The sequence below is a fragment of the Novosphingobium sp. HNCC26DJ243 genome, assembly GCF_057180545.1.
This window is the reverse complement of record NZ_JBXUGN010000005.1, coordinates 199,880-213,300: the sequence shown is the minus strand read 5'-3', so window position 1 is coordinate 213,300 and position 13,421 is coordinate 199,880. Positions and strand designations below refer to the sequence as shown.

General features: G+C 65.0%; 11 protein-coding genes. 5 read left to right on the top strand and 6 right to left on the bottom strand.

Annotated features, from left to right (window positions below; all coding sequences use genetic code 11):
• Both AC2A04_RS15010 and AC2A04_RS15005 read right to left on the bottom strand, forming a co-directional pair.
• Entirely contained in the window at positions 1 to 891 is an 891-nt protein-coding gene (locus tag AC2A04_RS15010) for a hypothetical protein (RefSeq protein ID WP_484213169.1), read from the bottom strand.
• A complete protein-coding gene (locus AC2A04_RS15005) occupies positions 888 to 1,889 on the bottom strand; it encodes an isopenicillin N synthase family dioxygenase (RefSeq protein ID WP_484213168.1) in 1,002 nt (333 codons plus the stop codon). The genes AC2A04_RS15010 and AC2A04_RS15005 overlap by 4 nt, the downstream gene beginning before the upstream one ends.
• Positions 1,890 to 2,039: 150 nt before the next feature.
• Here AC2A04_RS15005 and AC2A04_RS15000 point away from each other — a divergent pair, with 150 nt between their 5' ends.
• The 5 genes from AC2A04_RS15000 to AC2A04_RS14980 all read left to right on the top strand — a co-directional run bounded on the left by AC2A04_RS15000 (position 2,040) and on the right by AC2A04_RS14980 (position 6,402).
• The gene (locus tag AC2A04_RS15000; protein ID WP_484213166.1) at positions 2,040 to 2,978 is read left to right on the top strand and encodes a LysR family transcriptional regulator; all 939 of its coding nucleotides are present in this window, start codon (positions 2,040 to 2,042) and stop codon (positions 2,976 to 2,978) included.
• Between the two features lie 136 nt (positions 2,979 to 3,114).
• Positions 3,115 to 3,993 (top strand): sterol desaturase family protein, encoded by an 879-nt coding sequence (locus AC2A04_RS14995; RefSeq protein ID WP_484213203.1) that lies wholly within the window; start codon positions 3,115 to 3,117, stop codon positions 3,991 to 3,993.
• Positions 3,990 to 5,567 carry a tetratricopeptide repeat-containing sulfotransferase family protein gene (locus tag AC2A04_RS14990; protein WP_484213165.1) on the top strand — a complete coding sequence of 526 codons (1,578 nt, stop codon included), beginning with the start codon at positions 3,990 to 3,992 and terminating at the stop codon, positions 5,565 to 5,567. Before AC2A04_RS14995 ends, AC2A04_RS14990 begins: the two co-directional genes overlap by 4 nt.
• A gap of 14 nt (positions 5,568 to 5,581) precedes the next feature.
• A complete protein-coding gene (locus AC2A04_RS14985; RefSeq protein ID WP_484213164.1) occupies positions 5,582 to 5,944 on the top strand; it encodes a hypothetical protein in 363 nt (120 codons plus the stop codon).
• Positions 5,945 to 6,063: 119 nt separating this feature from the next.
• Positions 6,064 to 6,402 carry a UrcA family protein gene (locus AC2A04_RS14980; protein ID WP_484213163.1) on the top strand — a complete coding sequence of 113 codons (339 nt, stop codon included), beginning with the start codon at positions 6,064 to 6,066 and terminating at the stop codon, positions 6,400 to 6,402.
• Between the two features lie 48 nt (positions 6,403 to 6,450).
• Here the strand turns inward: AC2A04_RS14980 and AC2A04_RS14975 are convergent, their stop codons facing one another.
• Genes AC2A04_RS14975 through AC2A04_RS14960 form a run of 4 tightly spaced genes read right to left on the bottom strand, consistent with a single transcriptional unit; the run spans position 6,451 to position 13,411 of the window.
• Complete coding sequence (locus AC2A04_RS14975) at positions 6,451 to 7,380, bottom strand: Vgb family protein (RefSeq protein WP_484213162.1); 930 nt, start codon at positions 7,378 to 7,380, stop codon at positions 6,451 to 6,453.
• A gap of 30 nt (positions 7,381 to 7,410) precedes the next feature.
• Positions 7,411 to 9,177 carry an allophanate hydrolase gene (gene atzF / locus AC2A04_RS14970; protein ID WP_484213161.1) on the bottom strand — a complete coding sequence of 589 codons (1,767 nt, stop codon included), beginning with the start codon at positions 9,175 to 9,177 and terminating at the stop codon, positions 7,411 to 7,413.
• On the bottom strand, positions 9,177 to 12,779 hold the full coding sequence (uca, locus tag AC2A04_RS14965; RefSeq protein WP_484213160.1) for an urea carboxylase: 3,603 nt from the start codon (positions 12,777 to 12,779) through the stop codon (positions 9,177 to 9,179). The genes atzF and uca overlap by 1 nt, the downstream gene beginning before the upstream one ends.
• On the bottom strand, positions 12,776 to 13,411 hold the full coding sequence (locus AC2A04_RS14960; protein WP_484213159.1) for an urea amidolyase associated protein UAAP2: 636 nt from the start codon (positions 13,409 to 13,411) through the stop codon (positions 12,776 to 12,778). The genes uca and AC2A04_RS14960 overlap by 4 nt, the downstream gene beginning before the upstream one ends.
• Positions 13,412 to 13,421: the final 10 nt, after the last annotated feature.

Sequence of the window (13,421 nt, the reverse complement as noted above, 5' to 3'; positions counted from 1 at the left end):
CTAACGAAGCATCGCGGCATTGCGCAGGAGGTGGCCGCTCCCCTGCGCAAGCCAGCGCGATGCCTCCGGGGAGCAGGCCGTCTGGTTGGCAAAGGCGAAGTCCGGCACATGCAGATCGCGTGCGAACCGCAGATGGCAGTCTCTGCCGTCCAACTGCCATGGAAGCGTGACGGCGCCATCGCGGTCGATCGCGAAGGCGTCCACCGGCAGGATCGGCTGGCCAAGGCGGCGGGGCAGAGTGCTCGCGGTTACCGTGTCTCCGCCAAGCGCCAGAGAGACCTCGTAGCTCTCGATCTGCGATGCGCTCGCGATGCCATCGGAAAGCGCTCGGGCCAGGTCGGGCGCTTCTGCGAGGGCCTTGTCGATGGCGGGAAGGCGAGAGCAGGCGAAGGCGATGTTGTCGCCAGCGACGATCAGCCCGCCGTCCATCGCGTGACTTTGTCCACTTGCATCTTCGACAAGGCTAACGAGGCGCAGGCCGAGCAACGGCCCGCGCGTCGATAACTGGCGCCAGTCCTCGACATAAGCGCCCGAAGGCGCGAATTCGAGCACGGCATTGCCGATGAAGCCGAGACTGGCCGGCTCGGGCCACTGGTTGCGCGGCTGGTAACTGCGACCGACGTCCCACGACATCTGCCGCGTCGCCTCATCCCAAAGCGTATCGCCGATCCAGCCCTGCCTATCGGTCAGCGGCGTTTCCGGCCCGTCTGGCAGGCGCAGGTCGATGGTGAAGCTGCGTGACTGGAACCAGTAGACCGGCGTCGTCTCGTCGGTCATCCCGTTGCAGAAGGTGATGCTCTTGCGGCGGAACGCGCCGAGCAGCCGGTGCGGGAACGCGATGTCGTCGAGCCCCGCAGGGGGCAGCGTTGCCAGCAACTCGTCCAGCGTCATGCCTGCACGGCCACACGCCGACCGAAGGAATCGAGCGGCACAGCCTCGTTGAGGACGAGTTCGCCCCTGGCAATGCGGCGCTTGAGGTAGGCGAACGTCTGCGCGGTCTGGTTGAACAGGTGTTCCCCTCCCATCAGCGGCTCGTAGCGGGGTGCTTCACCGCGCACGACCGGGGCGATTACCTGATCATAATCGAGCGAATGAAACAGCGCGAAGGAGTAGCGTTCCTGCGCCACCTTCTTCACGCGATGCCGCGTGGCGACGTAGCGGCCGTTGGAGAGGATCTCCATCATGTCGCCGATGTTCATGATCAGCGTGTTGTCGATCAGCGGCACGTCGATCCACGCACCGCTGCGATCGACGATCTGCAAGCCGGGCGCGGTGGCATGAAGCAGCGTGAAGCACTCGTAATCGGTATGCGATCCGATGCCGGGGCGATCGCGGACGCCGGGATCATGGGGGTAGTGGATCACGCGAAGCTGGCTCGGCGGATTGATGGCGAGCCCGTCGAAATGGTCCTCTGCAAGGCCCAGGGCCAGTGCAAAGGCGCCAAAGAGCAGGCGGCCGATGCCGGTAACGTGTGCGTAGTAGGCTTGTGCATCTTCGCGAAAGCCGGGCATGGCGGGCCAGATGTTCGGCCCCAGCAACGGGCGGCGTCCGTCGGACTGCCGGTAATCGCAGTTCACGTCGTAGGCCTCCTTGAGGTCCTCGGTCGCAGTTGCGAACTGCTCTTCGCCCACCGGCACATATCCGCTGTGGTTCTCCGACAGGCCGATGTAACTCTGCATCTTCGTGTCGTGCCCTTGCGCGAAGTAAGCCTTGGCCCGCGCGAGCAGCCGCTCGATCACCGCAGGATCAAGCTGCGTACCCTTGATATAGAGGAACCCCGCCTCGGCGCAGGCCGTGTCGAGTGCTCGCGCCACCGCCAGCCGGTCTTCGAGGCGCGCACTGCCCAGCAGGGATATGTCGACAAGCGGAAGGACAGTTGTCTCGGTCATGGTGTCGAGGGTAGGGCGGGTAGGTCATAACGATAGTCAGGGCATCTTTATGTTTTGCATCGATTTGATCTATGACCTGCCGCAAGTCTCGAAAGTTGCGGCAGATTCGCGCGCGTGTTGCGTGGCTGTTGCCCAAGGAAAGTCTCCGGCATGAGCGATCGCGTGCCCCTGATCGACAAGAAGTTCGCCAACAGGGTCGACTGGAACCTGATGCGTACTTTTGTCGATATCGTGCGCGCGGGCGGGATCGGGGCTGCGGCGCGCCAGCTCAACCGCCAGCAACCGAGCATCAGCGCCGCGCTCAAGCGGCTCGAGGATCATGTCGGGACGACGCTGCTCCATCGCACGGCCACGGGAGTCGAAATGACGGCGGCGGGCAAGGCGATGATGGCCCTGTGCGAGGACATGCTGGAATCGGCGCGGATGATGCCGCACCAGATCGCGCAGGCGACCAAGCGCGTCGAGGGTTTCGTGCGCATCCAGATCGTTTCCGGCCTTGTCTCGGCCGAATTCGATGAAGCCATCGCCAGTTTCCATCGCCGCCATCCCGCAATCCACATCGAAATTCGCGTCTCGCCGTGGCGCGAAGTGCTGGATGCGCTGGAACAGGGCGATGTCGAGATCGGCGTCGGATACGACAGCAGCGTGCGCGGCAGCCTGATGTACGAACCGCTGCTGGTGGAACGGCAACAGCTCTATTGCTCGCGATCGAGCCCCTATTTCGGCCACCGCGTCAGCCGCCTGAGCGATCTCAAGGACGAAGGCTTCGTCCTGACCGGAGAGGACGAGATCGAACTGATCACCAACTTGCGTCGCCGCTATCGGCTGGGAACCAAGATCACGGGTCTGGCCGAAGACATCAATGAGGCGCGTCGACTGATCACGCTCGGCGTCGGGATAGGCTTTCTGCCCGTGCTTGCGGCAGAGAAGGAAGTGGCGCGCGGCACCTTGTGGCCCTTGCTGCACGCAGACTTCGAGCCGACGTACGACATCTATCTGCTCGCCCGCACGCGGCCCGCGCGCGACACGGCAACCCAGCTTTTCTGGGATGAAGTCTTCCGCCGCGTACGCGCGGCGCGCCGGTCATAAATCCAGTCTATGTCTTTCATCGGGCATTTCCGTCTGCCCTTATGACGCGTTGCAGCGCAGCCTTCCGGTCCTGGAATGGAGTTGCGTCGTGTCCACAAGCATCAAGACGACTGTATTCAATCATCTCCCGCCCGCGATGGTCGCGGCAGTTTGGCTGTTCTGGTCGCTCGGTCCCAAGGCGCTGCTCGACAATCCCTGGACGCTGACCGTCACATCGGCGCTGATCGTCATCGTCGTCCTGCTGCTCGAAATGGTCCACGAGCGGCACGCCGACTGGCGGATGAACAAGCGCGAGTTCGCGACCGATCTCTACTACTCGGTCCTCAGCGCAACAGTCATCGCCTGGTTGACGGTCAAGCTGGCCGAAGACCCCCTGAAGGCTGCCAAGGCGGCGCTCGGCATCCACACCGAGTGGATGATGCAACTGCCGTGGCTGGTGCAAGTGCTTGCCGTCGTATTCCTGATCGAATTCGGCCAGTACTGGATGCACCGGCTCATGCACAATTCGACGCCGTTCTGGCTGACTCATGCGCCGCATCACCATATCACCCAGCTCAATGCCGCCAAAGGCGCGGTGGGCAACCCCATCGAGCTGTTCCTGATCACGCTGAGCGTGGTGGCGCTGTTCGATTTCGACAACACCGCATTGTTCGCCGCCTTCAACACCACCGGCGTCATCTCGACCTTCGCGCACGCCAATGTCCGCTCCGATCCACCGATCTGGTACTCCTACGTCTTCACCACGATCCGCCACCACAGTCTGCACCACTCGACCGACTACGAAGCCACGCGCTGCAACTACGGCAATTCGCTCATCCTGCTCGATCGCATCTTTGGGACCTATCGAGAAGGCGAAGGCGTGCTGGTGGGGCAGGACGAACGTCGTCGCCTGTCGATCTGGGAGCAGACGCTGTTCCCGTTCCAGCCGCTGATCGACCGCTACAAGGCGCGCCGCGCGGGAAATGACAAGGACGTTGCAGATGGCGACGGCATCGGAGGCGCAGCCGCGGCATGAACCCCAGCAGCTCCGGCATGATGGCAACAGCGCGCGACGCGTTGGTTCGGGGTGACCTGAAGACGACCCATGCCGTTGCGTCCACCCTGATTGCCGAGGAACCCTCCAATGCCGAGGGGCACTTCTTGCTCGGCATTGCCGAATCCGGCGCTGGCCGCATTCGCAGCGGCATCGAGCACATCGGGACAGCTGTTTCGATAGACCCGCGCGGCGAATATCGCGCGCACCTTGCCAAGCTGTTCACGCTGGTGCGCCGCGATGGCGATGCGGCCGAAACGCTTCGCGCAGCCGAAGCAGCGCCGCCTGCCGATGCACTCAGCCGTGACACGATGGGCTGCGTCTATGCCCGCCTCGGCGATCACGCCGCCGCGCTTGGCCACTTTGCCGAAGCTGTCCGCCTGCAACCCCGCAACGCCGAATATCGCTACAACGAGGCCGTGACGCTGAATTTCCTCGGCCGCACGGATGAGGCCGACGCGGCGCTCGAAGCGCTGATCGCGATGGCACCGGCCCACGCCCGTGCGCACCACCTTCTGGCCAGCCTGCGCAAGCAGACGCCTGCGCGAAACCATGTCGCGCGCCTCGGCAGCACACTGGCTGGTGCACCTGAAGGGCGCGACCGCCTGCTCCTTGGTTATGCGCTGTCCAAGGAACTGGAGGATATCGGCGAACCGGACGAGGCTCTCGATCGCCTCTGCGCCGCGAATGCCGAACACCGCCGCAGCCTGCCTTACGATTTCGGTCGTGATGCCGCGACTTTCGACGCAATCGAAGCAACCTGGCCGACCCTGAAAGCAGCAACGCCAAGCGAAACTTCAGGCGAGGCACCGATCTTCATCATCGGCATGCCGCGCACCGGCACGACGCTGGTTGACCGCATCGTGTCATCGCATCCGCTGGTCGAGAGCGCGGGCGAGCTTCAGGCCATGCCGCTGGCGGTAAAGCGGGCGGCAGGAACGCGCAGCCCGACCGTCATGGATCCCGAGACCATCGCCGCCGCAGCATCGGCAGATATCGCCGCGATCGGGCGCGATTACCTCGAGCGCGCGGCGCATCACCGTCGCGATCCGGCCTTGCGCTTCACCGACAAGTTCCCTGGCAACTTCCATTACGCCGGCTTCATCGCCCGCGCCCTGCCATCGGCGCGCATCGTGTGCCTGCGTCGCAATCCGATGGACACCGTGCTGGCCAACTTCCGCAATCTCTTCGCGGTCAGTTCGCGCTACTACGACTACAGCTACGACCTGCTCGACATCGCGGCCTATTACGCCCGGTTCGACCGGCTCATGGCGATCTGGCGCGAAGCGTTGCCCGGCCGCGTGCTCGAGGTCCGCTACGAAGACCTTGTCTCGGATCAGGAGAGTCAGACGCGCCGCCTGCTCGCCCATTGCGGGCTCGACTGGGCGGATGAATGCCTCGCCTTCCACGCCAATGCCGCGCCGGTTTCAACGCCCAGCGCCGCCCAGGTCCGCCGACCGATCTACGCCGACTCGATCGCGCGATGGAAGCGCCATGCCGAAGTGCTCGAGCCGGTTCGCCAGTTTTTCGAACGCGCCGGCATCGTGATCGATTGAAGGAGCATCAAGCCGTGACACGACTTCGTAAGCTTGCACTGACCGCGCTCCTCATCGGCGTCAGCGCCGGGCCTGCTCTCGCCAGGTCCGGGCCGACGACGCGCGTCGTGAAATGCGGGGTGGAAAGCTGCGTGCAGGTCAGCGGTTGGCGCACGGATGCCATGGCGCCGGTCAGCCTGAACGGCCACGCCGTTGCAGCCGAAGGCGCCCGAAAATGGCGGGTTCGCGTGCCGGTGCGCACTGTGCGCGCGTGGTCAGAACCTTACGCGCGAACAATTGCGGTGTCGATCGCGGAAGCCTCGACCGAGACAGACTTGCCCATCGGACTTCTTGGCGGGACCGAGAAGTTGGCGATGCTTGTGGTCCGCGCCAAGTAATAACCAGCAACGCGCAGAGTAATAAAACAACAAATTTGGGTTCAATATTGTAAGTTTCGTCACCTGACGCTATATGAACGGCAGCCGCCGAAGAGTGGCGCCCTTTTGAAGCACAGGAGATGACCTTGAAAATCGGCCTCGTGGCGCTCGCCACTCTCGCATTCGCATCCTCGGTTTCGGCTGTTGCCGCCGCGGAATCCCCCTTCGCGCAGGACAAGGCGATCCTGACTCTCGCCGACCTCGATCTTTCGACGGCTGACGGCCAGCAGCGCCTCGCCATCCGCCTCGATCAGGCCGCCCGCGCCGTGTGCGGTGATCAGCTTTCGGCTGTCCACCTTGCGCTTGAAAGCAAGGCGCAGCAGTGCCGCACCGCTGTCGTTGCTGACGTCCGCTCGCAGATCGACGCCCGTCTGGCCAGCGCCGCACCGGTCCGTTCGATCCGCCTCGCAGCGCGCTGAGGCATCAGACTCCATTCCGTGGCCCGCTGACGGGCCACGGATGGCTCTTCATTTTCCGATCTTGCCGGGCTTTGCCCACCAGACCAGCGTGTGGTTGTCATGCGCGGTCGTCCAGACCCCGCGCGGCGTGTAGCGCAACGCGCCGCTGCCCGACGCCTTGCCGATGCGTGCCTTGACGGTCATCGTCGCCGGATCGATCACGACGAACTCCTGATCCTCGGTGGTGCGCAGCCAGATTCTGCCGCCGCCGGTATCGATATCGCCATACTTGAGCACCGCGCCGACCTTCACCCGGCCGGTCACCTCGCCGGTCGCGGGATCGATGCGCGCGACCGTGCCGTCGCCCTGTTCCTGCACCCATACGCCGCCTTCGCCCGCGGCCAGGAAGCCCGGCATCTTGCCCAGCGCAGTGCGCTTGACCACGGCGTTCGTCGCGGCGTCGATCTTTGTGATCGAATTCTGCGTCCCGCTCACCGCCCAGACCGCGCCGAAACCGAACGCGAGGTAATAGGCCTCGGGATCGGCGGTAATGGTGGTCACGACCGCGTTGGTGGCAGGATCGACACGCGTGATCTTGCCCTTGGTGTCGCTCGCCACCCAGACCGATCCGGCTCCTGCGACGACGTTGGTTTCGCCGTCGGGATTGCCGATGCCCGTCGGGATGCTGGCGATGATCCTGGCTGTGCGCGTATCGATCCGGTTGAGCGTTCCGGCCTTGCAGTCCGCCACCCACAGGTCGCCGAATGCCATCGTCAGCGCGCCGCATGGCCGCTCGAGCGGGACGGCGGCCAACTTGCCCTTGCGTGACCATTGTTCGACACGGCCACGATTGGTCATCCACACGGTCTTGCCGTCAACCGCAAGAAAATCCCCGAAATCGGGAACGTGGATTACTTCGCCTTTGGGGGCCTTGGCCATGACGGGTTGGGCGATCGCGGAAACTGCCAGCGCCAGGATCAAAGCCTTGATAGTCCGCATGTCTCGCTCCTTACGGTAGTGCTGTGTCGCTTATGTCCGTGCGATGTAAGCGCGCCATCCGCCAAGGCCGGTGATGTCCTCGGCACCGGCCATTGCGCGCGGTTCGGCGACGAAGCCTTTGACGCTGGTGCCATCGGCCAGCGTGACCGTGCCGATGGCGAGAGGCGCGGGCACTTCGACCACGAAGCTGCCGAATTCGGCGACGCCAAGTTCGTAGACCTCCAGCGCAATCGCCGCGCCGTCCGCGCTGTGCACCAGCGCTGGCTTGGGCGGCACGCTGTCAGCCATGGCATAGAGCCGGTAGTTGGGGGCAGTCTCGGTCGCGCAGACGAAAGTCGCATCGCGCGAGGTCAGCTGCCAATGCAGCGGCATGTCCTTCAGGTGGGCACCAACGACGGCGAGTTTCACGGTCTGCATTCTGCCCTCCAGATCGAGCGGGGGTGGTGGCGGAAGATCGGCCACCGAGAGGTAGGCGTCGGCTGCATCGAGCAGCGCGATGTCGGTATCGGCCGGGCTGATCAGGGTGATGCCAAAGCCCGTGCCATTCGTACGTACGCCCGCAGGCACAGCCAGCGCCGCCATGTCGAGCAGGTTCACGAAATTGGTGTAGAATCCGAGTGCGCTGTTGAGCGCCACGGGTGACGCTTGCAGTTCAGCCACGCGATAAGTCGTGCCCGTGGTCGGGAAGGCCATCAGGTCGATGGTCTCCCACAGCGCGTCGGCATGGCGCTTGAGTTCGGCCAGGCGGTAAATGCCGTTGAACAGATCGACCGCGCTCGTTTCCAGCCCCGGAGAGACGACCTCGCGCACCGTCGGATCGATCGCGCCGGGATTATCGGCGAGCAAGCCCGAGAGCGCAGCGGCGCGTTCGGCTACCCATGGACCGCCATAGAGCAGTTGCGCGGCCTCTTGCAGCGGTGCGTAATCGATCTCGACCAGATGGGCAAAGGTTGCGAGTTTTTCCAGCGCCCGGTCGTAGAAATACTCCGATTCACTGTCGCCGAAAAAGGCGCGCTGATTGCGACGCGGTACGCCGATGGTCTTGCGCGCGCGCGAGACATTGGCGAGCGGCTTCGAGTAGGCATCCGCAGGATCGTAACCGGCAACGATGCTGTCGATCAGGCGCGCGCTGGCGGTGTCTTCGGTGAAGACGGTGATGCAATCGAGCGTGCGGCAGGCAGGCACGAGACCGGTGTTGCTCCAGCGGCCCTTGGTCGGCTTGAAGCCGATCAGGTGCTGGAACGCCGCCGGCACGCGGCCCGAACCTGCCGTATCGGTGCCAAGCGCAAAGGCGACGAGACCTGCCGCAACCGCGCTGGACGATCCAGAGCTCGATCCGCCGCTGACATAGGCAAGATTGTGAGCGTTGCGCGGTGCGCCATAGGGGCTGCGCGTGCCATTGAGGCCGGTCGCGAACTGATCGAGATTGGTCTTGCCGACGCAGAGCGCGCCCGCTGCCAGCAGGCTTTCGACGACCGTGGCCGACGCATTCGGCGCATAGGCAAAAGCGGGGCAGGCGGCAGTCGTTTCGAACCCGGCAACATCGATGTTGTCCTTGACCGCGAACGGCACGCCTGCAAGCGGCAGAACTTCGCCGGCTGCCACACGCGCGTCAATGGCGCGGGCCGCTCCCCGAAGCTCCTCGGGCGAGGCGCGGCTGATCCAGATCTGCGGCTGGATCGCATCGTAGACCGCGAGCCGCGCGATTACGTCCTCGGCAATCGCGACGGCACTCGTCTGGCCAGCGTTCACGGCTTCGGCGATGGCGATCGTGTTCTGGCGGGAAAGATCGGTCATCAGTGCCTCGCCAGCGCAAGGATGGGGGCACCGGGGTTCACAGGCTGGCGTTCCTGTGCGTATAGCGCCGAAACGGTGCCCGCACCCGGACTTTCGACACGACATTCCATCTTCATCGCCTCGATGATCGCAATGGTTTCGCCCGCGACGACCTCGTCGCCGACGCCGACCAGCATTTTCCAGACGCTGCCACCGAACGGCGCTTCGACAACATCTGACCCTTCCGGCACCTCTACCGCGCCGGCTTCTGTCACCTCCGGCTCGGCAAGATCGGTGCGGTCGAACTCCCCGCGCCGCTGCCATTCGGCACGTTCCTCATCGAAAGCGGCCTGGCGCGTCGTCTCGAAGGTCGAGATTGCCTCGGCATTGTCGGCCAGGAAAGCGCGATAGTCGGCTAGGCGGAACTCGGACGGCTCGATCCGGATCGAGCGCCGTCCTGTCGGGAAATCGCGCCGCCAGTCGGCCAGCTCTTCGGCGCTCACCGGATAGAACCTGATCTGGTCGAAGAAGCGCAGCAGCCACGGCTTGCCTTCGATGAAGGCATCGGTCTGGCGGTGCGTATTCCACACCTGGATCGTGCGGCCGAACAACTGGTAACCGCCGGGCCCTTCCATGCCGTAGATGCACATGTAGGCGCCGCCGATGCCGACGACGTTCGGCGGCGTCCACGTCCGGGCGGGGTTGTACTTGGTCGTCACCAGCCGGTGGCGGGGATCGACCGGCGTGGCGACCGGCGCGCCGAGATAGACGTCGCCGAGGCCGAGCACGAGGTAGTTGGCCTCGAAGATCAGGTTCTCGACTGCGGCGGCATCGGGCAAGCCATTGATGCGGCGGATGAACTCGATGTTGTCCGGGCACCACGGCGCATCGTCGCGCACCGCGCCCATGTACTTCTCGATGGTCTCGATCGTCGCCGGATCGCGCCAGCTCAGCGGCAGGTGGACGATGCGCGACGGGATGGTGAAATCTTCCAGATCGCCCAGCCGCTCCTCTGCCGCGATCAGCGTCGCCAGCGCTGCGCTTTGCGTCATCGTCTCGCCATCGAAGTGGAACTGGAGCGAGCGGATGCCGGGCACGATGTCGATCACGCCGGGCAGAGCCATGCGCTCAAGTTCGGTCATCAGCGCCTGCACGCGGATGCGCAGTTCGATGTCGAGCACGATCGGGCCGTATTCGACCAGAATGTTGCGATCGCCCTGCTGGCGATAGACAGTGCGCGGGCGCTGCGGTCCTTCGGCAATTTCGCCGAGAATGGGCGAGAGCGTCTCGATCGGACGGGCAGGGCCGGTGCCGTGGGCCTCGCCCGTGGTCAGCAGCCTGCGCTGGAGCGTGTCGGCCATCGCCGCATCGACCGCGTTGACGGGCACGAAGCGAAGCTTGTCGCCCGGCGAAAGCTGGCCGATCTTCCAGCGGTCCGCCGCGATCACCACGAACGGGCAGACGAAGCCGCCGAGCGACGGGCCGTCCGGCCCGAGGATGATCGGCATGTCGCCGGTGAAGTCGACTGCGCCGATGGCGTAGGGATTGTCGTGGATGTTGGAGGGGTGCAGCCCCGCCTCGCCACCATCCTTGCGCGCCCAATTGGGTTTGGGCCCGACAAGCCGAACGCCTGTGCGGTTGCTGTTGTAGTGCACTTGCCATTCGGCGGCGACGAAGGTGTCCACGTCCTCGTCGGTGAAGAAGTCGGGTGCGCCGTGCGGGCCATAAAGGACACGCAACGACCAATCGTTCGAGAACGTGGGCAGGGTGACCTGCGGCAACGCGTCGGCAACGCTTTCGCCGGCAAGGTGGATCGTGTCGCCCGCGAGCAGCCGGCGCGCGGCGTGGCCGCCGAACTGTCCCAGCTCGAACGTGCTGCGGCTGCCGAGGTAGGGCGCGATGTCGAGCCCGCCCGCGATCAGGATATAGCCGCGCATGCCGCCCTGCGAGGCGCGGCTCATGGCCAGCGTCTGGCCCGCCGCAATGTCGATGGCGACGCCCCGCGCGACGGGCACGCCGTCGAGCGTCGCGCCGAAGTCCGCGCCGGTCAGACAGATGCGCGCCGGGGCGTTGAAGGCCAGTGTCGGGCCGGTGATTGTGACCTCGAGGCCTGCGGTGCCTTCGGGATTGCCAAGAATGCGGTTGCCGAGGCGGAACGACTGGTCGTCCATCGGACCCGATGGCGGAACACCGACCGACCACAGGCGCTGGCGTCCGGGCCAGTCCTGCACCGTCGTGGCCGTACCACCGCTGACGACCTGGATGCTGCGCGGCTCGTAGGCGACGGCGTCGAGCGCGCGGGTGGAAACCTCGCCGCTGACGAAGGCGGGTGAGCGGACGACGTCGCGCAGCCAGCGCAAGTTGGTCTCGATCCCGTCGACGCGGCTTGCCTCAAGTGCGGCCTGCATCGCCGCGACCGCCAGATCGCGCGTTTCGGCATGGACGATCAGCTTGGCGAGCATTGGGTCGTACCAGGCGCTGACCGTGCTGCCGGCCATGACCCAGGTCTCGGCGCGGATATCTGCCGGGAAATCTACAGCGGTCAGCGTGCCTGAAGTTGGGCGATAGTCGAGCGCCGGGTCCTCGGCATAGAGCCGCACCTGCACCGAATGGCCCGAAGGCGCGCCGAGCGGTGTGTCGAGGAAGGCGAAGTCTCCGCCGCCGCCCCGGATCATCCATTCCACCAGATCGACGCCCATGACCTCTTCGGTCACGCCGTGTTCGACCTGAAGGCGGGTGTTCATCTCGAGGAAGAAGAACTCCTCGCGCTCTGCATCGTAGAGGAATTCGACAGTGCCTGCGGAGCGGTAGTTTGCGGCCTGTCCCAGCCGGACGGCAGCGGCCATCAGATCGGCGCGCACGGCGGCAGGCAGCAGCGGGGCAGGGGCCTCTTCGACAACCTTCTGATTGCGGCGCTGGAGCGAGCAATCACGTTCGCCCAGCGCGACGATCGTCCCGGCACCATCGCCGAAGATCTGCACCTCGATGTGGCGCGCGCGTCGAATGTAACGCTCAAGGAAAACACCGGCGTCGCCGAAATTGCCGAGGCCCTGGCGCGCAACCGTGGCAAAGCCCTCGCGCACCGCAGCCTCGTCCTCGCAGACGCGCATGCCGATGCCGCCACCGCCCGCCGTGGCCTTGAGCATGATCGGGTAGCCGATGGCCTGCGCGGCGCTTGCGGCCTCTTCCTCGTCGGTGAGCAGATCGGTGCCCGGGGCCAGCGGCACGCCGTGCGCCGCGGCCAATGCGCGGGCGCTGTGCTTCAGGCCGAAGGTGCGGATGTTTTCGGGAGTCGGGCCGATGAAGACGATGCCGGCTGCCGCACAGGCCTCGGCAAACTCCACGTTCTCGGCGAGAAAGCCATAACCCGGATGGATTGCGCCCGCGCCGGTCCTGCGTGCGGCCTCGAGGATCGCCGGGATGTTGAGATAGCTCTCGGTTGCGCGCGCGCCGCCGATGCACACGGCTTCGTCGGCCTGCGCCACATGGAGCGAATTCTCGTCAGCCTCTGAATAGACCGCGACCGAGCGCAGGCCCATGCTGCGCAACGTGCGGATGATCCGCGTGGCAATCGCGCCACGGTTCGCGATCAGGACGGTGTCGAAGGCAGGGCTTTGGCTCATGCTGTGACGATCATCCGTACGGGGGTGGGGTTGAACCCGTTGCAGGGGTTGTTGATCTGCGGGCAGTTGGAGACGACGACAGTGACGTCCATTTCGGCGCGCAGGTCGACCGTGAGGCCGGGCGCGGAAATGCCGTCGACGATGCCGAGCGATCCGTCGGGTTCCACCGGCACGTTCATGAAGAAGTTGATGTTCGAGACGATGTCGCGCTTGCCGCGCCCTTCGCTGAGGTTGGCCTCGAGGAAGTTTTCGACGCAGGCGTGCTCTGCCTTGGTGTGGTGGCCGTAGCGCAGCGTGTTCGATTCACATGAGCAGGCACCGCCGATAGTGTCGTGATAATCGACCGAGGTCGCCGCGATGGTCATCATCGGTCGGCCCTCGTTCGAGCGCAGCACGGTGCCTTCGCGCAGGAACAGGTTACCTTGCGCCGAAACCGTGTCCTGCGCACTGTAGCGCTCGGCATCGTCAGCGGTGGAATAGAGCAGGAAATCGACCGCCTGGTTGCCTTCGAGATCGACGATGCGCAGCGTCTGCCCGGCAGCAATGTGATGCAGCCATGGTGCGCGCGCGGGTACGATCTCGTCGTGGACGATGGAGCCGGAAAGCCCGGCGATATGCGGATCGACGCTCATGTGGATTGGG